Annotated in this window: 23 protein-coding genes; 13 read left to right on the forward strand and 10 right to left on the reverse strand. The window is 42.1% G+C overall.

Annotated elements, in window-relative coordinates; genetic code table 11:
* Positions 1–19: 19 nt before the first annotated feature.
* On the reverse strand, positions 20–784 hold the full coding sequence (locus MUS1_RS14385; protein ID WP_036163669.1) for an SDR family NAD(P)-dependent oxidoreductase: 765 nt from the start codon (positions 782–784) through the stop codon (positions 20–22).
* 15 nt (positions 785–799) lie between these two features.
* Entirely contained in the window at positions 800–1,243 is a 444-nt protein-coding gene (locus MUS1_RS14390) for a nuclear transport factor 2 family protein (protein ID WP_084035634.1), read from the reverse strand.
* A gap of 292 nt (positions 1,244–1,535) precedes the next feature.
* On the opposite strand from MUS1_RS14390, the gene MUS1_RS14395 reads away from it, so the two are divergent.
* From MUS1_RS14395 to betA, 7 genes are all read left to right on the forward strand, one after another.
* A complete protein-coding gene (locus tag MUS1_RS14395) occupies positions 1,536–2,111 on the forward strand; it encodes a sigma-70 family RNA polymerase sigma factor (RefSeq protein WP_036163671.1) in 576 nt (191 codons plus the stop codon).
* Between the two features lie 6 nt (positions 2,112–2,117).
* Entirely contained in the window at positions 2,118–2,813 is a 696-nt protein-coding gene (locus tag MUS1_RS14400) for a ChrR family anti-sigma-E factor (protein WP_036163674.1), read from the forward strand.
* A 140-nt stretch (positions 2,814–2,953) separates the two neighbouring features.
* Positions 2,954–3,139 carry a hypothetical protein gene (locus tag MUS1_RS14405; protein ID WP_036163676.1) on the forward strand — a complete coding sequence of 62 codons (186 nt, stop codon included), beginning with the start codon at positions 2,954–2,956 and terminating at the stop codon, positions 3,137–3,139.
* 177 nt (positions 3,140–3,316) lie between these two features.
* The gene (locus MUS1_RS14410; protein WP_036163678.1) at positions 3,317–3,517 is read left to right on the forward strand and encodes a hypothetical protein; all 201 of its coding nucleotides are present in this window, start codon (positions 3,317–3,319) and stop codon (positions 3,515–3,517) included.
* A gap of 153 nt (positions 3,518–3,670) precedes the next feature.
* On the forward strand, positions 3,671–5,395 hold the full coding sequence (gene olsF / locus MUS1_RS14415; protein WP_036163681.1) for a bifunctional ornithine lipid synthase OlsF: 1,725 nt from the start codon (positions 3,671–3,673) through the stop codon (positions 5,393–5,395).
* 288 nt (positions 5,396–5,683) lie between these two features.
* Positions 5,684–7,141 carry a betaine-aldehyde dehydrogenase gene (betB, locus tag MUS1_RS14420; RefSeq protein WP_036163684.1) on the forward strand — a complete coding sequence of 486 codons (1,458 nt, stop codon included), beginning with the start codon at positions 5,684–5,686 and terminating at the stop codon, positions 7,139–7,141.
* Positions 7,142–7,153: 12 nt separating this feature from the next.
* Positions 7,154–8,821, forward strand: a complete 1,668-nt coding sequence (gene betA / locus MUS1_RS14425; protein WP_036163685.1) for a choline dehydrogenase — start codon at positions 7,154–7,156, stop codon at positions 8,819–8,821.
* A gap of 114 nt (positions 8,822–8,935) precedes the next feature.
* On the opposite strand, the gene MUS1_RS16285 is transcribed toward betA, so the two are convergent.
* From MUS1_RS16285 to MUS1_RS14445, 3 genes are all read right to left on the reverse strand, one after another.
* Positions 8,936–9,439, reverse strand: coding sequence for a hypothetical protein (locus MUS1_RS16285; RefSeq protein WP_245595823.1), 504 nt, complete (start codon positions 9,437–9,439; stop codon positions 8,936–8,938).
* Positions 9,440–9,639: 200 nt separating this feature from the next.
* On the reverse strand, positions 9,640–11,574 hold the full coding sequence (locus tag MUS1_RS14440; RefSeq protein ID WP_036163691.1) for a bifunctional 2',3'-cyclic-nucleotide 2'-phosphodiesterase/3'-nucleotidase: 1,935 nt from the start codon (positions 11,572–11,574) through the stop codon (positions 9,640–9,642).
* A gap of 146 nt (positions 11,575–11,720) precedes the next feature.
* Positions 11,721–12,398, reverse strand: coding sequence for a zinc metallopeptidase (locus MUS1_RS14445; RefSeq protein WP_036163692.1), 678 nt, complete (start codon positions 12,396–12,398; stop codon positions 11,721–11,723).
* Between the two features lie 108 nt (positions 12,399–12,506).
* Between MUS1_RS14445 and MUS1_RS14450 the strand changes: the two genes are divergently transcribed.
* Entirely contained in the window at positions 12,507–13,085 is a 579-nt protein-coding gene (locus MUS1_RS14450; RefSeq protein WP_036163693.1) for a DNA-J related domain-containing protein, read from the forward strand.
* 228 nt (positions 13,086–13,313) lie between these two features.
* A complete protein-coding gene (locus MUS1_RS14455; protein WP_036163732.1) occupies positions 13,314–13,544 on the forward strand; it encodes a type II toxin-antitoxin system Phd/YefM family antitoxin in 231 nt (76 codons plus the stop codon).
* Here the strand turns inward: MUS1_RS14455 and MUS1_RS15975 are convergent.
* The 5 genes from MUS1_RS15975 to MUS1_RS14475 form a co-directional block, all read right to left on the reverse strand.
* Positions 13,541–13,687 (reverse strand): addiction module protein, encoded by a 147-nt coding sequence (locus MUS1_RS15975; RefSeq protein WP_084035635.1) that lies wholly within the window; start codon positions 13,685–13,687, stop codon positions 13,541–13,543. The genes MUS1_RS14455 and MUS1_RS15975 overlap by 4 nt on opposite strands.
* 46 nt (positions 13,688–13,733) lie before the next feature.
* Positions 13,734–14,975 (reverse strand): GIY-YIG nuclease family protein, encoded by a 1,242-nt coding sequence (locus MUS1_RS14460; protein WP_051436363.1) that lies wholly within the window; start codon positions 14,973–14,975, stop codon positions 13,734–13,736.
* 11 nt (positions 14,976–14,986) lie between these two features.
* Positions 14,987–16,336, reverse strand: coding sequence for an SNIPE associated domain-containing protein (locus MUS1_RS16190; RefSeq protein WP_036163694.1), 1,350 nt, complete (start codon positions 16,334–16,336; stop codon positions 14,987–14,989).
* Positions 16,337–16,498: 162 nt separating this feature from the next.
* A complete protein-coding gene (locus tag MUS1_RS14470) occupies positions 16,499–17,866 on the reverse strand; it encodes a sigma-54-dependent transcriptional regulator (protein WP_036163696.1) in 1,368 nt (455 codons plus the stop codon).
* Positions 17,853–19,796, reverse strand: a complete 1,944-nt coding sequence (locus tag MUS1_RS14475) for a sensor histidine kinase (RefSeq protein ID WP_245595824.1) — start codon at positions 19,794–19,796, stop codon at positions 17,853–17,855. Before MUS1_RS14475 ends, MUS1_RS14470 begins: the two co-directional genes overlap by 14 nt.
* A gap of 353 nt (positions 19,797–20,149) precedes the next feature.
* Here MUS1_RS14475 and MUS1_RS14480 point away from each other — a divergent pair, with 353 nt between their 5' ends.
* From MUS1_RS14480 to MUS1_RS14490, 4 genes are all read left to right on the forward strand, one after another.
* On the forward strand, positions 20,150–21,571 hold the full coding sequence (locus MUS1_RS14480) for a cytochrome ubiquinol oxidase subunit I (RefSeq protein ID WP_036163699.1): 1,422 nt from the start codon (positions 20,150–20,152) through the stop codon (positions 21,569–21,571).
* Complete coding sequence (gene cydB, locus MUS1_RS14485; protein ID WP_036163700.1) at positions 21,571–22,599, forward strand: cytochrome d ubiquinol oxidase subunit II; 1,029 nt, start codon at positions 21,571–21,573, stop codon at positions 22,597–22,599. The genes MUS1_RS14480 and cydB overlap by 1 nt, the downstream gene beginning before the upstream one ends.
* Positions 22,599–22,736, forward strand: coding sequence for a hypothetical protein (locus MUS1_RS16100; RefSeq protein ID WP_156924897.1), 138 nt, complete (start codon positions 22,599–22,601; stop codon positions 22,734–22,736). Before cydB ends, MUS1_RS16100 begins: the two co-directional genes overlap by 1 nt.
* Positions 22,737–22,903: 167 nt before the next feature.
* Entirely contained in the window at positions 22,904–23,800 is an 897-nt protein-coding gene (locus MUS1_RS14490; RefSeq protein ID WP_036163702.1) for an EamA family transporter, read from the forward strand.
* The last annotated feature ends 1 nt before the right edge of the window (position 23,801 follow it).

Below are 23,801 nucleotides of genomic sequence, written 5' to 3' on the forward strand. Positions count from 1 at the left end.
TTACTTTCTCCTTGACTGTCTATTTTTGATTGTCGGTTTTCGGTGCCAGCATAGACAACCATAATTTAGGAAAATGACGTCCAATCCAAAGCATGGCAGACAGCCGTTTCGGAAAAGCGAATTCGTATGGTCGAGATTCCAATGCGGTATGCATACGTTTTGCAGCGTCATCTGCAGACATTAGAAAAGGCATAGAGAAGGTATTTTTTTGCGTGAGAGGCGTATCGACAAAACCTGGCAGCAAACAAGTAACATCAATATTAAATTGTTTTAGGTCCATTCTAAGAGAGGATAAGAAATATCGCGTTGCTGCCTTACTGGCTCCATAGGCTTCCGCTTGAGTGAAGGCTGCTTGCACCGCTTGAGAACTCACACCAACAAGATGAGGGCGAGACGCTTTTTTTAGTAATGGCAAACAAACATCGACACTATTTACCATGCCAAAAAAGTTAACTGACATAACTCGATCCATCATTTTCCAATCAGGATTTTCATCGGTCATATCTAAATATTCACACGTTCCTGCATTTAAAACAGCGCAGTCTAGATGTGAGGTTAAGGCACTAAGCGTCTCTTTCATTGCATCTATCTGGTTGCCAGCAGATACATCAAAAGGGACAAAGGTCAAATGTTCATAGGCGTCAAGAAGTGGTGCAAGTTCACCTTGTGTTCTTGCACTTGCCAATACTTTCCAACCACCATCTAAATAACGCTTAGTCAGTGAAAGGCCAATGCCAGAGCTGGCACCCGTTATCCAAACAACTCGCTGATTCGCATCCTTCATTAGGCTATCCTTAGGTTAAACCGCTAAACGTTTTTTTAATTTTCTCACCACAGACCCCAACAAAGGCACATGCTCATAAATAAGCTGACCTAAGTCGTAAACATCTTCGTGAAAATAGATGCGTCCATTGAATTGCACCTGACTGACACCACGTACTGTAATGGTTTCTTTACCAAGCTTAGGATGCTTAAAGTGCATATTCCATTTTATGTAAGCGGTATCTTCTGAAACCACTTGGTCTAAGTATTCAAAACGACCACTTTGTACATTCACACTCATATCTGAAAGATAAGCATGAAGAGATTCCGCACCACGTAATTCATGCACAGGATCTTTGAACACAACATTTTCTGTGTATATTTCAGAGATTTTATCTAACTGCGGATGCTTAACATCATGATAAAATGCTTTGAAACGCTCAATTAACAAATAATTAGCATCCATTTTAGAATCCGCCATACGCTTCACTTACCTTAAAATAGGAAATCAATCCATTTTGATTTATCCTGCTTAAACGTTCGGATTTGTGTATCGGATCACATTTATTATGTGGTAATTATCTCCACTAAAAAATCATTACCCTAACGTACTGCCATTTACGTACTGGCTCTATTATCTCGCTGTATTTTTTCCATTCTCTTTTTTTATTTAGGTAAATAGAAAAAAGTGATCCACACTTATCTTTCATGCGTAAATGAATTAAACGCAAACAAAGCGTGATAACAGCCTTCCTTTCTTTACGGAGTTACAAATGGAGCGCGCAACACAATTACAATCTGACGAGCAGCGCATAGATGATATGTTTGCGATTGCTGAGCATAGGGACCAAGCCGCTTTAGCTCGCTTGTTTGATCACTATGTTCCGAAGGTAAGAGCGTTTTGCCTCGCCAAGCAACCGGGTGCCAATTTGATGGCCGATGATATTGCTCAGGAAGTGATGATCCGAATATGGAATAAGGCTCACACATACAAACAAGAGTCGGCTTCTCTCAATACATGGGTTTTTACCCTAGCAAGAAATGCACGTATTGATTATCTGCGTAAGAATAGCCGTCATCAGTCCAACATTGATCCTGAATATCTTTGGCAAAATGTGGTCGATGAAAATGCCGATCCATTTAAAGACGCACAGCAGAAAAAAGACCAAGAACGCATCCAACAAGGTTTAGATAAATTACCGGCTGACCAAAAGCAGGTGTTGGCAAAGGTCTATTTAGAAGGCAAAACACACAAGGAAGCAGCGGAAGAGCTATCTCTTCCCCTAGGCACCATTAAGTCTAGAGTCCGTCTTGCTTTGCACAAACTCACTATTTACGTTAAGAGGTAGTATTCGATGACTAACTACCATCCATCGATTGAAATGTTAACTGATTACGCCGCTGGCTCATTACCTTTGGCTCATTCCCTGTGCGTGTCTACACATTTAGAACATTGCCATGAATGCCAGCAGCAGATTAGAAAACTTGAGATGCTCGGTTCGCATCTGTTTGATCAGACGCCAGTAGAAGAACGTCAGTTAAGCAGTTTGAAGGACAGCTTTTTCGATACACTGATGAAACAGCCGAAAGTAGAAACTCACGTTAAACAATCACATATAGAAAAAAACACACCGCACTGGGATGAATACAAAATCCCTAGCAGTTTACGTCAATTTATTACCAAAAGTTATGACGATCTGACTTGGATGCGTTTATCGCCTTCTTTTAAAATCGCCACACTTTATAATGAAGATGGCGGCGCTCAGATTGCGCTGACTCGAGTAAAAGCAGGCGCACATATGCCAACGCACACTCATACTGGCGATGAAATAACATTGGTATTGGAAGGTGCGTTTTCCGATGAAAGTGGAGTTTATCGCCAAGGCGATTTTATCAATCGTGATGCGAGCCATAAACATAAACCTATCGTCACCAAAGACGCAGAATGCATTTGCTTAACCGTCTTAGATGCACCGATTGAATTTACAGGTTGGTTTACTAGATTATTGAATCCCATTATTCGCCGTTATCACCCGCATTCTCATGCATAGGAAAGAGGCAGTGGATACTTTGTTCATGAATAGTCGTAAGCGAATATGGACGCACGATTCCAGACGTTAGCCAATAACAAGCAAAGTTTATGAAATTCTGGTATAGTCCTTGTTCAATTAAATAACAAGGACTATTTATCATGGCAACTAAGAAGAAACAGCCAGCTGCTTCGGAAACGTCGGAATCCATTGAAAAGCAGATGCAAGAGTTTCTTGCTCGCGGTGGACAGATAGATAAAATTGATTCAGGAGTTAGTGGACAATCTCAACTAACAGGATCTCGTCATATTTCTTTAGGTAATAGCAAAACAAAAGCACAAGCTTAATACGATACAACTTATGTTGTAAGCTTTACGCATAATGCTATGACTCTTTGTACGCCAACCCTATGTTTATGTGTTTTTACTAAAACGAAGCTAGGTTGGCAAAGCAAACTTACTCTACAGCGCTTACCTTGTTAAAAGAGAAAGGCGAAAAATAGAGTTAACTAAACAGGTACATTAATGCTTTCTGATTCTGATCGTGCATTTTTCCTTCCCAAATGGCGCCGAGTTGCCGTTACCCTATTTTGCATCGCTTGGTCTATTCTTGAATGGGTATCTAATGAACCTATTTGGGCAGTTATTGCAGCAGGCATTACAGTGTATTGTTTTTGGCATTTTTTCTATAAGTTCGACGAAAACGAAGACTCCTCTGTCGATTAAGCCTCACTCTTCTCGTTCTAATCATCAAACTTTCACTATTTATGACGCCATATCAGGTCATATTTTCGCCATAGAAATGTCACGACACTGTCACATGTTCACTCTACTCTCACTAATAAGATAACTAAAAACTTATAAGAGCGGAGCGCCACTGTGATACAAGTCGAGCAAATGATTGCCAATAAATCACCTCAATTTTTCGACAAAAGCCCACTAATAACACGCCCTACGTTAAGCTTACTAAAACGCTTATTCCACGAAAGTGAAGTAAACCAATTCCTGGAAACCAACAACGGCTGTGTCGGCTTCGAATTTATTGATCGTGTGCTGGATCATTTCAACTTTAGCTATCAAGTGAGCCAGGTGGATAGGCGCAACATTCCCGCCAACGGCCGTACGATGATCATAGCAAATCACCCTCTCGGTGCTCTAGATGGTTTAGCATTACTTCGTCTCATTGGCGAAATCCGACCTGATGTAAAAATTGTTGCCAATGATTTACTGATGGGCTTTGATGGGCTCAAGAATCTTGTCCTTCCGGTTGATAATCTAGGCGGTAAAACGGGACGACAACAGCTCAAAGCCATTATGAGCTGCTTACACAATGAAGAAGCAGTAATTATTTTTCCTGCAGGAGAAGTGTCTAGAATGTCGCCCAGTGGCGTCAAAGATCAGCAATGGAATCAGAATTATTTAAAAATAGCGCAAAAGACAAATAGTCCATTGTTACCTGTGCATATTGGTGGCCGCAACTCGATGTTGTTTTATACCAGCTCTCTTTTATACCGACCTCTTTCAACGATACAGCTTGCTAATGAAATGTTTCGCCAGAAGAACCGAAAAATTCCCATGCAAGTCGGACAAGCCATTCCTATCCAAGAATTAGCAAAACTACCATTGAGTGATAAAGAGAAAAATAAACTGGTAAAACGTCATCTATATCGCATTGCAAAAGGTAAAAAACCGCTCTTAAAAACAGAGAAAACCGTTGAACACCCGCAAAACAGACAATTAATTAAAAACGAGCTCAAGCAAGCTCAGCACCTTGGCAGCACAAAAGACAACAAACAGATTTATCTATTTGACTACGACCCAACCTCCATCACCATAAAAGAGATTGGCCGCTTACGTGAAATTGCCTTTCGTAAAGTAGGCGAAGGAACTGGTGAGCGTTCTGATTTGGATAAATTTGACCAACATTACCGCCATTTAATTTTGTGGGATGAAGACGAATTAGAAATTGTTGGCGCGTATCGTATCGGTGAAGTCGCTCGCTATATGAAGGAAGACACACCAAACAAAATTTACAGCGCTGAACTGTTTCAATACTCCTGTGACATGGAGCCATATTTCGAACAAGGCATTGAGTTGGGTCGCAGTTTTATTCAACCTAAATATTGGGGAAAACGCAGCTTAGATTATTTATGGTATGGCATTGGTGCTTACTTAGATCGCCACCCAGAAATACGCTATATGTTTGGCCCAGTTAGTCTTAGTAACAGTTACCCTCAAGTAGCAAAAGACTTTATTGTGTCTTTCTACAAGTTGTATTTTTCAGACGCTGAACATCTTGCTAGTTCCTTCACTCCATATCAAGTGAATCCAGAACATACCAAGATCATTTCAGATCTTTTCTGCGGTAATAATTACGACGAAGATTTTAAAGTATTGAAAGAGCAATTGAGCCACTTTGGCGCAAGCGTTCCAACATTATTTAAACAATACAGTGAGCTATGTGAACCTGGTGGCGTCCGTTTTTTAGACTTTGGTGTCGATGCTGACTTTGGCTATTGCGTAGATGGATTAGTTCTTGTCGATTTGGAAACCATTAAAGAAGCAAAAAATAAGCGCTACCGAGGAAACAACCTACTAAGTTAATTGCAGCCAGTATTGTTAAATAGTGCCCACAACGTTCTACGGCGGCTCTCATCAATCATTCCGTTATCGTATTAATGAGAGCCGCCAGCCTTGATCTTTTGGCCGTAAACCATTTCCGTCTTCCTCTTTTCTTAACACCTTACTTCCAAGTCCCCCTGACATTACTAGCCAAAAATGTGTACAATTGACGCTTTATTAAACGCTCGTTTAATAAAAAACCAAGTAATTGATACATGTCGATTGTTCAACAAAGAGCATCGTAAAACAAACGAATTAAAGAGGTTTACCATGGCACATCAGCAGCAATACATTCACGGCCGCTACCATGCATCCACCAGCGGAGAACACTTTGAAACCATTAACCCTGCAACAGGGGAAGTGATTGCAACCGTTGAGCACGCAGGCCAAGCTGAACTCGATGCTGCCATTGAATCCGCAAAAAAAGGTCAACAAGTTTGGGCTGCTATGACAGCAGTAGAACGTGGCCGTATTCTTAAAAAAGCGGCAGAGCTACTTCGTGAAAACAACGAAGAACTGGCTCGCCTAGAAGTATTAGACACAGGTAAACCTCTACAAGAAGCCATTTGCGTAGACATAGAGACCGGTGCTGATGTCATTGAATATTACGCAGGCCTTGCAGACAAAATTCAAGGTGAATACCAAGACCTTGGCAACGGCAACTTCTTCTATACTCGCCGCGAACCACTCGGTATCTGTGCTGGCATCGGCGCATGGAACTACCCTATTCAAATCGCCATGTGGAAATCAGGCCCGGCACTTGCTGCAGGTAACGCGATGATTTTCAAACCGTCTGAAGAAACGCCATTAACCGCACTTAAACTGGCTGAAATTTACACTCAAGCAGGTTTGCCAGATGGTGTTTTCAATGTCATTCAAGGTGATGGTCGTACGGGGCAAATGATTACCGCGCACCCAGAAATTGATAAAGTTTCTTTCACTGGTGAAGTAGGAACAGGTAAAAAAGTCATGGCCGCTTCCGCTCAGTCTTTAAAAGATGTGACTATGGAACTTGGTGGTAAGTCGCCAATGATCATCTTCCCTGACATGCCAGTTGACCAAGCTGTTTCTGCAGCCATGCTGGCTAACTTCTACACTCAAGGAGAAGTTTGTACAAATGGCACGCGTGTATTTGTTCACGCAGATATGATGGATGCTTTCACAAAAGAATTAAAAACACGTACTGAAGCCATGATTATTGGCGACCCGATGGACATGAATACACAAGTTGGCGCTTTGATTTCCAAAGATCATATGAGCAAGGTATTAGGTTATATTCAAGCAGCAAAAGACGCAGGCGCAACTTTGCTTTGTGGCGGTTATCAAGTCACAGAAAACGGTTTAGACAAAGGGGCGTTTGTTGCTCCAACGGTTTTCACAAATTGCACCGATGACATGCCACAGGTACAAGAGGAAATTTTCGGCCCTGTAATGTCAGTATTGAGTTTTACCGATGAAGATGAAGTCATTAAACGTGCAAACGCGACTAAATTTGGCTTAGCGGCTGGCGTTTTCACAAAAGACTTTGCTCGTGCACATCGCGTTATCAACCAAATGCAGGCGGGTATTTGCTGGATTAATGCTTGGGGCTCTTCCCCTGCAGAAATGCCTGTTGGTGGTTACAAAGAGTCTGGTATTGGCCGTGAAAATGGCATCGACACTTTATATCACTACACACAAACTAAGAGCGTATTTGTCGATCTTAACGACATCCAAAACCCTTATTAAACGGAAAGCATTATGGCAAACGAAATATACGATTACATCATCGTTGGTGCTGGCTCCGCAGGTTGTGTGTTAGCCGATCGACTGACAGAAAGTGGCGAGAACAAGGTTCTTCTACTCGAAATGGGCGGCTCAGATAAAAGTATTTTTATCCAAATGCCAACCGCCTTGTCTTATCCAATGAATACAGAAAAATACGCTTGGCAGTTCCATTCTGACAAAGAACCAGGATTAGACAACCGCGAAATGCATTGTCCACGCGGTAAAGTGTTAGGCGGCTCATCTTCTATCAACGGCATGGTATATGTTCGTGGTCACGCGTGCGACTTTGACCAATGGGAAGAAAACGGCGCCAAAGGTTGGAATTACCAAACCTGTCTACCTTATTTCAAAAAAGCAGAATCTTGGAAAGGTGGTACAGATTTGTATCGCGGTGGTGAAGGCCCATTGTCGACCAATAATGGTAACGACATGACGTACAACCCTCTGTATCAAGCTTTTATTGATGCAGGTAATCAAGCGGGTTACGGCGAAACAGCAGATTACAACGGCCATCGCCAAGAAGGCTTTGGACCAATGCACATGACGGTAAAAAATGGCGTTCGCGCGTCTACGTCTAATGCCTATTTACGTCGTGCGATGACGCGTTCAAATCTGACTTTAAAAACAGGTGTTCTTAGCCACAAAGTCCTTTTTGATGGCAAAAAAGCCGTTGGCATTGAATTGAGTAAAAATGGTCAAACAAGCCAAGTAAACGCCAGCAAAGAAGTCATTCTTTCAGCGGGTTCTGTTGGTTCGCCACAGTTATTACAACTGTCTGGTATTGGACCAAAAGACGTATTAGAAAAAGCAGGCGTACCACTCATTCATGAATTGCCAGGAGTGGGTGAAAACTTACAAGATCACTTGGAAGTGTATTTCCAATATAAGTGTAAAACACCTGTCACCCTAAACGGCAAATTGGGTTTGATCAACAAAGGGCTTATTGGTACCCGTTGGATCTTGTTCAAAAGTGGCTTGGGTGCGACCAATCATTTCGAATCTTGCGGTTTCATTCGTTCACGTGCGGGTTTGAAATCGCCAAATATTCAATACCATTTCTTACCAGCGGCCATGCGTTACGATGGTCAAGCGGCATTTGAAGGTCACGGCTTCCAAGTTCACGTTGGACCAAATAAACCAGAAAGCCGCGGAAAACTGTGGATTGAATCAGCAGATCCTACTGCGAAACCTCGCATCTTGTTCAACTACATTTCAACCGAACAAGACAAACAAGACTGGCGCGATACGATTCGCCTAACCCGTGAAGTACTTCAGCAATCTGCATTAGATATATACCGTGGCGATGAAATTCAACCAGGCATGAATATTCAGAGTGATGAAGAAATAGACCAATGGGTAAAAGAGAACGTAGAGAGCGCTTACCACCCGTCTTGTACTTGTAAGATGGGTGACGATAACGACCCAATGGCGGTTTTGAACGAAGCTTGCGAGGTCCGTGGTATTGAAAACCTACGTGTTGTGGATTCATCTATCTTCCCAACGATCACCAACGGCAACTTGAATGCACCGACTATCATGGTGGCGGAAAAAGCGGCAGATATGATCTTAGGAAAAGATGCGTTACCAAGTCTAAATGCACCCGTTTGGATTCATCCAGAGTTCGAAAACAAACAGCGCTAACGATCGTCCTATTACCTTATTTGATGACAAAAAAAACACCAAACTGAATCAGTTTGGTGTTTTTTATTTTAAGCAATAATTATCTATTTAAAGAAATGGCTATTTCACCATTTATTATTTGTAAGTAGATAGATATTTATCCAACGTTTCTTGGCTTGCCGCTTTAACCGTCATGCCATTTGGGCCTGTGCCAATACTAGTAAATTGTTTTGCTGGTTCGCCATGCTCTTCAAAGAACGCTAAGTTTTCAGAACCTTCTTCAAACACCCAAAGACGGCCATCTTCCACTTTTGTTTTAAAGCCTTCAATATCGAAATCAGAACCACCAGAGATCGCTTCTAGATATTTATCTAAAGACTCTTGGCTTGCGGCTTTAAGTGTCATACCTTCTGGACCAGCACCAATGTTAGTGAACTGTTTTGCTGGCTCACCATGCTCTTTAAAGAAAGCCAATTCTTCAGAACCTTCTTCAAACACCCAAAGGCGACCGTCTTCTAATTCGGTTTTAAAGCCGTCAACATCGAACTTAGAGGCTATAGAAGACTCAGAAGAAAGAGAAGCGCAAGCACTTAGAGTGCCGCCCAACAACATAGCAATAACGAGTTTACTTTTATTCACAATAGTACCCTTCCAGATGGATTATTTAAAATTTATAAACCCATAATGAAAGACTTACATTACAAAAAGATGACACAAACCATAAACTCTTAATAAGAAAAAGTAGAAAGGAAAAAGAAAAATTCAGTAAATCAATACAGAACCAAGAAGACACGTCTTGCAGCAGTCTTCTTGATCCTATACTAAAACAGGCGTTAGCCTTATTTTATCTCAAAAACAGCAAAACCATTTTCGTCTAAAGACTGATACGACATATTGTCGCTTGCCATTTCTCTTGCTTTCGGAGACGTCACAAACTGCACCTTCGCTTTGCCGAAGTCCGTAAATGACCAATTATTATCCGCCGCTGGATTAATGATTTCCTGGCTTAACAAATAGTTCGCCACCACGTCACGATTTTTATCAGGTGCATCAATCACAATAGTGTCGCCTGACAAGTTAGGAAAATTACCTCCGCCAGTTGAGCGATAGTTATTGGTTGCCACCAAGAAATTGCCTTGTAAATCGATCGGTTTGCCTTCAAACATCACCTTATTAATTCGATGCGCATTTGGTTGCACAACATCGCCATTGTCGTTGTAACGAGCCGGCTGCGTTACGTCGATTTGATAAGAAATACCGTCGATCACATCGAAGTTATACGTTGGATACACGCCATTGATTAAGTTTTGTGGCGCGCTAGAAGCAGGGTCGATTTGATTAAATTGTCCCGCTGACACTTCTAGCCATTCGATAATTTGAGCGCCTGTTAATTTCACCACTTTCAAATCATTCGGGTAAATATACAAATCGCTCACGTTTTTGAGTGCGATATCACCCTTTGGCACATCCGTATAATAATCAGGGCCGCCTCGTCCACCGGCTTTGAAAGGTGCACCTGCGGATAAAATAGGCATGCCTTCATAAGACGTACCGCGCACTATGTTTTCTACATACCAAATTTGGGCGTTATTCACGACTTGAATAGAAGGGTCATCTTGAACCAAGGCGAAGAAGCTGTTGATGTCCGCCGTTGACTCACCGACTTTTCGACGCATGAACGCCAAGGTGCCTTCGTGTTCTGAATCAACCGCGTTATTTATGCGCTCATCGGCTTCGACAAGAGGAATCGTTTTACGGCCTTCTCGACGCGCAATCGCACGCACAGACGCTTTACCGTCCGCCACTTTCCAACCGTTACCAGATTCTTCAAGAATCAAATCCACAATGCCAAGGTGAGAACCCCAAAATCCTGGCATGGTCGCCGGCTTGCCAAATACCGTGCCTTTTTCGCCATCTACGCCTTCAAACGCATTCAGCTCTTTGTCGCCAGGGAAAATACGGTGGGAATGGCCAAACAAAATCGCATCAATACCATCGACTTTCGCAAGGTGATAAGACGCATTCTCTTCGCCTTTCAGGTAAGGCGAATTCATCATGCCACTGTGAGGAATCGCAATAATCACGTCTGCACCTTTGGCTTTCATTTCTGGCACATAATGATTGGCGGTTTCTAGAATGTCTTTGGCGATGACTTTGTGTGTCAGGTTGTCTTTATCCCACGTCATGATTTGTGGCGGAACAAAGCCAATGTAACCGATGTTAACCGTTTGCTGTTTACCTTCGGAATCGACAAAGGTTTTTTCTTTAATCAAGTAAGGTTGAAAATAAGGCTGGTCGTTTGAGGCGTCATTATCGCCATCGTCTACGTAAACATTGGCGTTCACATAAGGGAAGTTTGCGCCGCTCAAACTCTTCATCAAGAAATCTAAGCCGTAGTTGAATTCGTGGTTACCAATGTTACCCACATCGTAATTCAATAAGTTCATCGCCTTAAAAGCCGGGTGCGTTTCGCCAAAGCGCAATACACGACCTTTCGCCACGTAATCGCCTAAAGGCGTGCCTTGCAATAAATCACCGTTATCGACCAATACTGAGTTGGTCACTTCCGCACGAGCGGCTTTAATCAAGGTGGCTACGCGAGATAAGCCAACGCTGTCGCTTTGCTTATCGCCATAATAATCGTAATCCACCAAGTTCATGTGGATATCTGTGGTTTCCATGACTCGTAGCTCAATAGTGGCAGCTTGAGCAAGCGATGCAAAAAGAAGAGAAGAAGCTAAAACAGACGCCTTCCTAGGAAAAAACAATGTCATGACATTACTCCATAAAGCAAAATAGTTTTCGATGATAAATACTAACCAAAAAGTCAGTTTTTATAGTAAAGCGATTTTATGCGAACTTCATGCCTTTTTTGTGACAAGAGTGAAGAGCAACAAAAAGAGAAAAAGCTTACTTAGATTTAGCGCTTAAACCAACGCCAAACGAATAGAACTCTCACCAAAGCCGCTGCGACGTATGTCATAGCGCAGGCAGTTAGAATTTTCTTTATTTTGGGGAGATCTTCCTGGGAAATGTAATTACCTTCTGCCAAGATCGGCAAGGCTTTTTTGAAGCTCGCGTCCCATTCTTCTGGCAAGATTGCCAACTGAACCACAACAGCTAAAAAACCAGACAAACCAACGACTAAAGCATGCAATGCCACGGCATAAGGTAGATGTAACAACGCAGAAATGACCGGCCAACCAATTAACAAACCTGCGGTAATTCGTCGCACAAAATGAGCAAAGGGCAAATATCTTGAACTCAAGTGCGAGATTTTCTGTTTTTTCTCATGAGCTATCGCGTGACCGATCTCGTGAGTGGCTACAGCGACTGCGGTCAAAGAGCGACCATTCAGAACGCTTGGGCTAAGACGAATCACATGTTGACCAAAGTCGAAATGATCATGGCCTTCCTGCGCAGCTTCAATTTTGACGTCGCTCAATTCAAAGCGTTCTACAAAATGCGTCGCAAGCTCACCACCCGTTCCCGGTAAATCGTCACGATTCGTTGCATAACGCTTTAAGGTGTACTTAACCCACGCGCTTGGTCCAACGAACAATAAGAGAGCAACTGTAATACCTATAATCCATAACATATTTTTTCTTTTTCTTGCCCTTAATAAATAAAAAACACTGACTCAACTTTGACCCTTTTCTGTTTCATCACATACACTATGACCATCATTACATCATAAGAGCCAGATATGAAGAATCCTTTGGTTGGCCTAATTCTAGCGGTTATAAAAAATCACCCGAATGGCATGAGCGAATTTGATATTCTGAAAGAACTGAGAGATCAGTTACCAGAATTCAAAATGCTTGCCGAAGACGCGAACCTATTATTATTTCGCCAACACTTTCTTATCATGAACGCCTTGTATCAATTGCAAAGCAGCCTCTGGCAAGAAGACAATCTGATGCTTAGCATATGTTCTACTCGTATTCATTTACTCAGAAAAAACCAAGTACAATTGTCCGAGGCGACCACATTAAGCAACAGTGTAGACGCGAAACTGGCTGCCTATTATTTAGATTGGGATGAATACGAGAAAACCGATATCGATGAGGTTTCTCGTTTGTTAAACAGCTTTTATAAAGGTATCAGCCTAAACGGTGATCGAGATGCGGCATTAAAAACGCTCGAAATAAACGACAGCAACCCAAGCAAAACCGATATCAAACAACAGTACCGTAAACTGGCTCAACAACATCATCCAGATAGAGGGGGTGACCAAGATGTTTTTATCGATCTACGTCAGGCTTACGAATACCTCATATTCTAAACATCTAATAACAAAAAAATATCGTTGATGAATACCTACCTCTTATCCTCTATAAAGAGCCATAAAGATACTTTTTATGATTGCCCCACGCGCCAGCGCGAGAAGTCGCTGAACTGTATTTTTGTTTCTTGTTAGATTCAGGGGTAATTGTAAAACGCTTTAAGAAGGCGTAGTTTAAAAACTATGTTTTGAAGGAATTACATGGATAAAACAGGAAGGGAGATTCCTATGAATGCCATAATCGAAGAAGAATTAAGCGTAAATTTAGATAACATACTCGACAAGGTAAACGAAGAACATAAGCCTGTCTTCATTACTCGCTCAGAAGGAAAAACCGCGGTATTAATTGATCTTGAAGACTTCCAAGCCTATAAAGAAACGCTTCATTTAATGGCGAGCGAGAAAAACGAAAAACGCCTCAATGACGCAATTCAAGAAATAGAAGAAAGCCGTAACTAAGTCGCGTTGATCGACTTTAGCAAAGCTCTTGCATTAGCCATAACCTCTTCAGCAGGAATGGCTTTTACAACACCATTATCTAACTCTTCAGCTCGGCGTTTAGCTTCTTCAAGCCAATCTTTTTCGATTTTCTGTAAGTCCATAGGAAAGACCTATCAATAAATTCTACTCTCAGACAAACAAAACAAATTAGCTAACCTTATCAAAAGTACTTAAGTCATATTCACCATCATAATTTGGCAACTCACTCAGTACTTCTCTCGGCTCAACATAGAAGAACTCTTTTCGTCCGTTCACCATATTCACACGATGATCAGAAAACTTATTATGAAGGTATTTTTCTAGTGTCGGTGCATCCTCAGTAAACGCAAATGCATGCACATCAAAAAATTCAGGAACAGATGCATCACCTAGTTCTTTAACGCGCTCATTTGGATCTGCACGACGAGTCATTCCAATTTTAACAACACCGTCACCAAACGATGTTTTATTTGAAATAACATATACATACCCTGCACGAGTGGTTTGTGCTAAAGATATCGCTCGTTTCTCCTTGTCTTTTAATTCACCAAGTTGTTGCTTATGAAGTTCATATAATGCTTTCTGCTCTTCAGTGCTCGACTCGAGTTTAGCCAATTCATCTGCGACTAGCTTTTCCATTATTTTTCGCTCTTTTTCAGCTTTTACTACAGCATCTTTAATGCGTTTCTCTTCTCGTTCGGCTTCTCGTATTACGAGTGCTTCTTCTCGCTCAGCTTCTTTTAAATCTTGTTTAGCTTGATCTAATTCGTACGATAGCCTTAGTTCTTCAATTTTGAGCTTCAAATACGGCTCTTCAAGATAAGTTTTAACGGTAATACCTGAAGCATTGATTTCATTGAACGTATCTGTAGCTCTTTGGATAAGGCGATTAATATTATTCCAATCTACCAACGCTGCTGCGGACTTGAACTCATTATCTAAGCAGCGAAGACGTAACTTAATCTCTCGGTTGAATAGCTTTTTAGCCTCCGACTTTTTGCCATTAACAACCACTTCATTACCCATGTTACATACACAAGCTTTCTTTTCACTGACTAAACGCTTTATAGAGGCTTTTGTTTCCTGAAGCTGATACTCAATCTCATCTATAACTTTACCCTTTACCAAGTAGCCGTACGAGACAGAGTCAGTAGTTCCTACACCTAGGTAGTATTGAGATAGTCTTTTTTCACTTTTTCTTAATGCGGCAAGCTTTTCTTGATAATCAGACTGTAATTCACTGTAGTCATTCGAAAGTTCAAGCAGCTTCTTCTCTTCAATTGAAGCTGGCTCATAAATTTTTTCAATTTTTGCATATTTAGCTTTGAGCTCATTAAGCTTTGAACGCGAAGTCAAAAACAAATATATCGACATGAAAAAGAGTATCGATAAAGCCATCGTAATATACATTTTCTACTCCTTTAGATTGACTCTGGCAGTTTGCTAGAAATAGTTTGAGCATGAGAACTCTCTTGTTTGAGTGCTTCACGTATAAGTAGGCTTTCTCTGTATTCCTTAGCCTCAACATCAAAATACCAATCACACTCAATACCAAGTTCATCCATTGCAGCGGATACTTGCTGTGGTGTCACTTTAAAAAATTCCTTTCGATAGTTATCGTCATTTACACGTCTATCATCAAATTTTCGGTGCAATATTTTTTCTATTTTAGGAGCATCATCAACAAAAGTTAGTGTGTGAACATCAAACTTAAAAGGTACGCTAGCGTCACCCAATTCATTAACACGATCCATGGGTTCGAGTCGACGAGTCATCCCAATTTTTACAACACCTTCACCAAAACTACCAATGTTAGATATCACATAAATATAACCAGCTTTAGTAAGCTGAGCTTGGGAAGTGGCGCGTTCAAACTTAGTCTCAAGTCTCTCAATTTCCTTTTGCATGAGGCTAATTTTAAGTTCCATATCTGCTGCACTTGCACCATACATTTGCTGAGCAATTTTTTGCGCTTTGTTCAAATCCGATTTACGGAAATAAATATCGTCTTCAAGTTCTTCAGTATCCCCACCTAATTGTTTCGCTTGTTCTCTTAAGAGAGCTTGCTGCCTTTTCTTTTCCTGTTTCTGCTCTTCTTTGTGCTCTAATTCACTATGCCAGCTGCGAAGCTCTTGCTCTTTCAAATTCATATATTCATGTGAAATAGAAACATTTGCAGTCTCTCCGAGACTTCTTAATTGTTCTTCAAGTCGATAGAGTTTTTTAATTGCTGTGTCAAAACTTGAATGACGCATTTGTTTTCTAATAACGTCAAATTCGGCATTGAATGCTTTAAGTAACAAGCCTTGGTAAGCATTCACCATTTGGCTGCCTTTACTTTTACTTCCGAACCATTCCCAATTGGAATACGCACTTGTCGCTCTACCATCGTTTATTACTTTAAATTGCTTCTCTAAATGCTCGCTGATTTGTTCCTTTAAAAACTCACGGTCATCAAACTTAAAAGTCGGAGGTAATAAACCAACATCAATATATTTAAGCTGATTACTATTATGTTTTAGAGGTTCTGTTAATTGATCTAAGGTTGGTTTACCAGCACATATTTTCTTCTCAATGTCTTGATAAGATTGCTTTAAATCGCTCACTATTTCATTCACGGATTTACTTTCAAGCAAAGTTTCTCTACGCCCAATTTCATTAGAAAGTTTCTTTCGCTTCTGTGAAATTGAGTAAATAAAAAAAACAATTAAAGCTGTAGAAAGACATAGTAGTAATGAAGTTAATTGATATGGGGTTAATTCTTGAAGCATGGTTCCCTCCATGGTGAGTTGCAGTAATAACTAGAAAAATCAATACTACTAAAATGTAGTAACTTTAATCTTCCTGTTAGTTTTTTTAAATTATTTTATATATCGATTTTAATCATAGGCTTTTTTAAAAAAATCTCATAAAAATATATAAAATAGTTTTTCTCACAACCCATATCTCTCTATCTTCTTAATCAGCCCTTGTCGCGATATGCCGAGTTGTTTGGCGGCTTGGGTTCGGTTGTTTTGGCTGTTTTCCAATGCATGGTGAATTAGGCGGATTTCGAGGTCTTTGACTTGTTCGTCGAGCGTGCCTTGGTTGGCGGTTGCTGTGGTTATGGTTTGGTTCGCGCTTGTACTTTGTACATTAGGATAAAGCAGTTGAATGTCTTCCATGGTGATTCGCCCTGCGGGACAAATTGAGGCGACGCTTTCTATGGCGTTTTTGAGTTCGCGTACGTTGCCTTGCCATGTTTGTTCACGGAACCATTGCAAGGCTTCTGGCGTGAGCTGTAGGCTTTTCGATTGCTGTGTTTGTATGTTTTGTAGGAAGACTTGCAGTAAGACGGGAACGTCTTCTAATCGCGCGGCGAGTGCTTGCGTTTCGATGTTGACGCCTTTGATTCGGTAGTACAAATCTTCTCGGAATTCGCCTGTTTCAACTTTGTTTAGCAAGTCGGCGTTTGTGGCAGAAATTACGCGAATGTCGATGTGTTTTTGCTCTCTTCCGCCGACAGGAAAAAACGTCCCTTCTTGTAATACACGCAACAATTTCACTTGCATTGCCAATGGCATTTCGCCAATTTCATCTAAAAATAACGTACCGCCGTCGGCGAGACTGAGTAAGCCTTCTTTGTCTTTTTCCGCGCCAGTAAACGCGCCTTTCATGTAGCCAAACAATTCACTTTCCAATAACTCGGCGGGTATCGCGCCACAATGCACCGAGACAAAAGGTTTAGCAGCACGATGACTTAGGTTGTGTAATGTGTGAGATATCACTTCTTTTCCCGTTCCAGAAGGCCCAGTGACTAAGACACGCACATCGGTTGGCGCGATGCGCTCTATCAAGGCGCGGATTTTCTGGGCACTGTCGGAATGCCCAATATACGAGGCGGCGTCTTGTGGCGTAGTCGCTTTTTTAAGTTGTGTTATTTCACGCTCTAGTTTGGTTTTGGTAATCGCGCGACGCACGACAACGGCAAGCATATCAGGATCAATCGGTTTGGCGATGAAGTCCCACGCGCCAAGGGAAACCGCTTTTAACGCTAAGTCTCGATCTGCGTGACCGGTAATGATAATCACGGGGCGACCATCGAAGTCTGACAAAGAATCCAAGGTCACTTGAGGATCAAAATGCGGCGGCATGGAAAGGTCGAGCAAGACTAAATCCGCATCAAATTTGCCAATCACGTCACGGGCTTCTTCTAAGCTGCCAGCGGTTTTGACATGGTAATCTTGGTTCGCCAACCAACGACTAGCGAGTTCACGAAAGGCAGGTTCGTCGTCCACTAAGAGGATTTTATTTTGCGTCATTTGTGTTCTCTCCTAGAGGAAATGGATTCGATATTTTTTGAAATAAAGTCAGTTCAAAGGTCACTGGCCAGTTTGAGTTTTCTACGTGTCGAATAGTACCTTTGTGCGCATCCACAATGCGTCGAACAATCGCCAAACCTAAACCACTTCCACCAGCGCGTTTGGTCATGAATGGTTGAAATAGCACCTCGCCTTTCAAGCTGGATTCGATTGCTGGGCCATTATTATGAACCTGAATGATGACGCGATTCTGTTCCGTTTTTTCTTCTATACCATTTGTGTCTTCTGTACAAAGAGCTGCTTCAATGAAAAGCTTGGCGTTGGACTGGTTTTGCAAAAACGCCACGGCGTTATCGATGAGGTTGATAAAGACTTGCTGTAGGCGTTGCGCGTCTGCTTCAAGCTCAAGCGATTCATCAATAGAAACCTCGTATTCAATGTCACCCAATTGCGCTTGTGCCAAGATGCTCATGACTAAGGCGCGCAAGGGCGTTTTGCTGATTTGTAGATTGAGTCCACCGGAATACACCAACATGTCGCTGACCAATCGATCGGCGCGCTGCAATTGAGTTTGAATATGCTGGCGTGTTTCTGGTGGCGTATCGTAAGCGGCCATAGCGATGATATTGAGCGGGTTACGCAATTCGTGCGCCATCGCAGCGGACAGGCTTCCCAACTCCACAAGGTGCTTTTCATCAAGGCGTTTTCGTTCTGCGGCGGCCAAGGCCAAAGAGCGATCTAACAAGCCACAACTTGTCGAAAATAGTGACGCGAAAACGTCGGCAGTTAATCGCATTCCGGGGCTGGCGTCTTCCCAACCAAATAATGAAAAATGCCAACCAGATTCGGTTCTAAAAACCTGTAACGCCAGTTTCGTATTTTCTTCTTTATCCGTGTTGCTTAACGTTATCCTGACTTTTTGTCGTATTTGAGACGAAAGTAAGTGCTCACCTTTGGTAATCAACTGCGGCCAATCTTGTGCTTCTTTTAATTGGCTCGACCATGTTTCCAGTACGGTTTCATTCAACGCGGCACCGGGATAAATCAGTTTTGAAATCAATCGATTCAAAGGCTGATAAATCAAGGCTGACATCACTAGCATCAAGGAAGAATACAACCACAACTGCCAACTCGGAACGTCTGCCAAGGCTTGCAAACCTAATCGCCCAGATACCACACTGATCACCGCGATTAAGCTGAGAATTACCAACATCATCGCGAGCCAAAGCAAGGCGCGATTGGCGAAAGCATTCACCGATAAGATTTGATAGCGCACTACACCATAAACTAACAGCAGCAAATAACTTGGCAATAACAACATTGGATACGGAAACCAACTGATCCCAAAGGATGGAAAGACAAAACTGGTTGCCAGTAAAAGCCCCCACGCGCCGACACCAAACATCGCCAAGATAGAACGTTTTTTATTACCTGTGTGGCGATACCAACCGAAGAGTAAAACCCCGTGCGCTAACATGCCGACTAAAACGGTGTAGGCCAAATTCCACGTACCGGCATCGGTGAAAACAAAGAAAGAACGTGTATCAAACGTGCTGATGGCGCCGCCTGCGCCAATCCACCAGCTGTGTAATACCACGGCGAAACTGGTGGCATAAAACCAAGGAACCGCTTTTTGAAGTCGGTCGAGCATGGCTTCTTTCGCGGCGCCAGAATTCACAAACAAAATAGCAAAATGCAGGAAGAAGGTTGGCATAAGCGGATTAGCTAAAATGATGTGTATACCAAGGTCTTCGTACCCTTGAAATAAGGCAACGTGGCCAAAACACCAAATTGCCATCATGATGGCAAAACCTGCGAGCGCCTGTAATTCACCTTGTTTTTTGGCACGCCAAAGCAGCCAAACCGCGACAAAAACACCACAGACGCTGGACACCAACATGGCAATTTCAAACATCAATGAAAGAGTCAAACCGTAAACCTCGTTTACACCTAAAAGTACGAAAATCGTAAACCTATTTTACAACTCACGCAAAGATAAATTATATTCCTTTAAAATCAATAAGATAAAAACCATAAAAACTTGGCCTGTCGATTGCTATAAGCATTGTTAATAGATTGATATAGATCAAACCTTACCTAAATAACACTTCTTAATGGGGCAGACATTATGAATATGAGTTTTTTACTGACAGAAATCATCGCACTTTTTAGCATTGTAGGTTTAGCCATTTTCCCTTTGGCGTTTCAGCAAATGCGTACCATCCGGATAAAAAACGACGATTAATCATCACTTTCATTTTTTAATTTTTAGCAGGAATGGTTATGGATCTCGACGTTGCTATTTTATCTCGTATTCAATTTGCGTTTACGGTGAGTTTTCACATTATCTTTCCCAGCATCACAATTGGTCTTGCAACCTTAATTGCGATTTGGGAAGGCATGTGGCTAAAAACACACAATCCGTATTATCTTCAATTAGCGAAATTTTGGATTAAACCTTTCGCTATCACCTTCGGTATGGGCGTAGTGTCTGGGATTGTTTTGTCCTATGAATTTGGCACCAATTTTTCTAAATTCTCCGAAATGACGGGCGCGATTTTAGGACCACTCATGGCGTACGAAGTGTTAACCGCCTTCTTTATGGAAGCGGGCTTTCTTGGCGTCATGTTATTCGGTTGGCAACGGGTTGGTCGCAAGCTGCATTTCTTCGCGACCCTTGTTGTTATGACAGGTACGTGGATTTCCGCGTTTTGGATTATCGTGGCGAATTCTTGGATGCAAACGCCTGCAGGCTACAAAATCATCGACGGTAAGTTCGAAGTAGAAAGTTGGATGGCGGTGATATTTAACCCGTCTATGCCCTACCGATTCACTCACATGTTGATGGCGTCGTTTATCACCGCGACTTTTGTTGTCGCTGGTATTTGCGCCTATTACTTGTTGAAAAAACAGCACATTCCTTTTGCGAAAAAAGGCCTGTCCATGTGCATGTGGTTCGCCTTGGTATTGACGCCAATGCAAGCGTGGATTGGTGATATGCACGGCTTGAACGTACAGCATCACCAACCAACCAAACTCGCGGCGATGGAAGGTATTTGGCCAGCAGAAGAAGAGAACGTGCCTTTATTGCTGTTCGCAATGCCAAATATGGAAACCGAATCGAATGACTACGAAGTCGGCATTCCAAACCTTGGCAGCTTAATTCTGACCCATTCTTGGGATGGCGCGGTTCAAGGTTTAAAAGCCGTTCCACCAGAAGACAGACCGAATGTGCCCCTGGTGTTTTGGTCATTTCGCGTGATGGTTGGTATTGGTTTCGGCATGATCGGCATTGCGTTTTTGGCCTTGTTATTACGCCGTAAAGGTCGCTTGTTCGAGAACAAACCTTTCCTCGCCTTAGTGACCTTGTTTACACCAATGGGTGTCATTGCAGTCTTAGCGGGTTGGTACGTGGTGGAAATTGGGCGTCAGCCTTGGATTGTTTATAACTTGGTGCGAACATCGGAAATCGTCTCGCCATTGCCGCCAGAACGTGTGCTGTTTACGTTAATCGTATTCGTGATTATTTATACCTTGTTACTCGGCGTTTATATCTACTTTATGCGCAAACTCATTAAGAAAGGCCCGCCAAGTATGAAAGCGCTTGAACAACAGTTAATCGGTATGAAAGCACCTGGATACGCCTTGGCGTGGGTGAAGCTTTTACAAAATAAAAAAGTACAAAACAAAGAAGGAGAAAAATAATGGACTTGGCATTTTTCTACTTCCTCGTTTTAGGCTTCGCCATCTTTATGTACGTCTTGCTAGACGGCTTCGACTTGGGCATTGGCATTCTTTATCCTTGGTTTCATCAAGACGGCGAGCGAGATCATTTAATGCGCTCTATCTCACACGTTTGGGATGGTAACGAAACATGGTTGGTATTTGGTGGCGTGATTCTGTTTGCGGCTTTTCCTGCCGCTTATGGCGATATTCTCTCCATCTTCTATTTGCCGATTATGCTGATGCTGTTCGCGTTGATTTTCCGAGGTGTGGCATTTGAGTATCGTTTTAAATCCGATACTTCTCGGCCTTATTGGGATTTGGCGTTTAGTTCAGGTTCGGCCATTGCGGCATTTTGCCAAGGCTTGTTGTTAGGTTCTTTGGTACAAGGCGTGCCAGCCCTGACTAGTAACCTAGGCACTAACAGCTTATCCAGCTTGCATTGGTTAACGCCTTTTTCAATCTTGACTGGATTTTCTGTGATGGCCGGCTATGCGTTATTAGCAGCCTGTTATTTGTTCATGAAAAGCCGAGGACGCATTCAGCAACATGCAGCGTATTTAGGTAAACGTTTGTTGATCATCACTGTTTTGGCGATGGTTGCGGTGAGCTTATGGACAGTGATCAATGAGACCGAAATACGTGAGCGCTGGTTCAGCGGATATAACTTCTTGCTTCTGTCTCCATTGCCAATCCTAAGTTTAGTCGCTGCTGCGTTTGTGTGGAAAGACTTACATTCACACACAGATTATGAAGATCATTCAAATGAAAGCCGTCCATTTTGGGCCGCAGCATCCTTATTTTTATTAGGCTTCGCGGGATTGGTTGTTGGATTATTCCCTTATCTTATTCCAAGACAATTAACCTTTATGGAAGCGGCTTCGCCAGATTCTAGCTTGCTCTTCTTGCTACCCGGTGTGTGTATTTTCGTGCCGCTGATTTGCGCTTACACCTTTTGGGGTTATCGCGTGTTTGCAGGAAAAGTGGAAGATTATCAGGAGGGTTATTAATGTTCTTTAAAACCATCAAAGAAAAAATGTCGTACCTAAAGTCATGGCAATGGTTTTTGTTGCTTTATTTAGGTGGCTCCATTGCGCTCATTTTAACGTCTTATGGAATTAAGTTACTCATGACGGGCTTACCATAAACCCTTACACATCAATGAAACCCAAAAGGTCGCTACGTTGGCGGCCTTTTTTATCTGTATTGCCCATTAATTTCTTATTTGTGTATAGGCAGAGTCAAAGAAAGCTCGTACAGTGACTGCTTTCATATTTTCCGTCGGCTCATCATACATTTAAGAAAGGCACTCTCATGACTCCAAAGGATATGTTACTCGGTCTCGCTATTATATTTGCTTGGGGGTTTAATTTTGTGGCAATTCGTTGGGGGTTGGATGAACTAACGCCAATGATGTTAGGTGGCTTACGATTTCTAATTATCGCCGTTATCGGTTCCTTCTTCTTTAAACGGCCTAATACCCCTTGGTTCTGGTTACTTGGCTATGCAATGTCGCTTAATTTTGGACAATTCGCCTTTTTGTTTACGGCAATGAAATTCGGCATGCCTGCAGGATTAGCGTCTTTGGTGATACAGTCTCAAGCTATTTTCACAATGCTCTTCGCTGTCTTATTTTTGAAGGAATACGTTCGACCTTATCAATTACTATCTATTGGTGTCGCCGCCAGCGGACTCGCGGTAATTGGTTTAAATGGCGACGATACAACAATGACAGTATTAGGGTTCGCCATTACACTTGCAGCAGCTTCAAGCTGGGCGCTAGGCAATGTCATTACTAAAACGATTAGTAAAAAAGGCTATGACGCAAATTTGAATTTGATTATTTGGTCTTGCTGGATCACTCCTATTCCTTTCTTTCTCAGCGCTTATTTTATCGATGGTGCTGATGTTATGTGGCAGAACATTATTAACATCAACTGGAAAACAGCAGCAACTTTGGCATATTTATCGATTATAGCAACAGGCCTTGGCTATGGTTTATGGAGTTATTTAATGTCACGCTATCCGGCAGGAAGTGTGGCACCATTAGCATTAGGCGTCCCGGTTGTTGGCCTAACTTCCGCTTCGCTAGTATTAGATGAACAAATTAGCCACATTCAATGGATAGGTGTTTTAATTGTGCTGGTTGGTTTAATCATGAATACAATAGGCGGGCGCTGGTTAGCTCGTCGAGCTAACCAGAAAATATAAG

Source organism: Marinomonas ushuaiensis DSM 15871, assembly GCF_000521805.1.
Classification (GTDB): Bacteria; Pseudomonadota; Gammaproteobacteria; order Pseudomonadales; family Marinomonadaceae; genus Marinomonas; species Marinomonas ushuaiensis.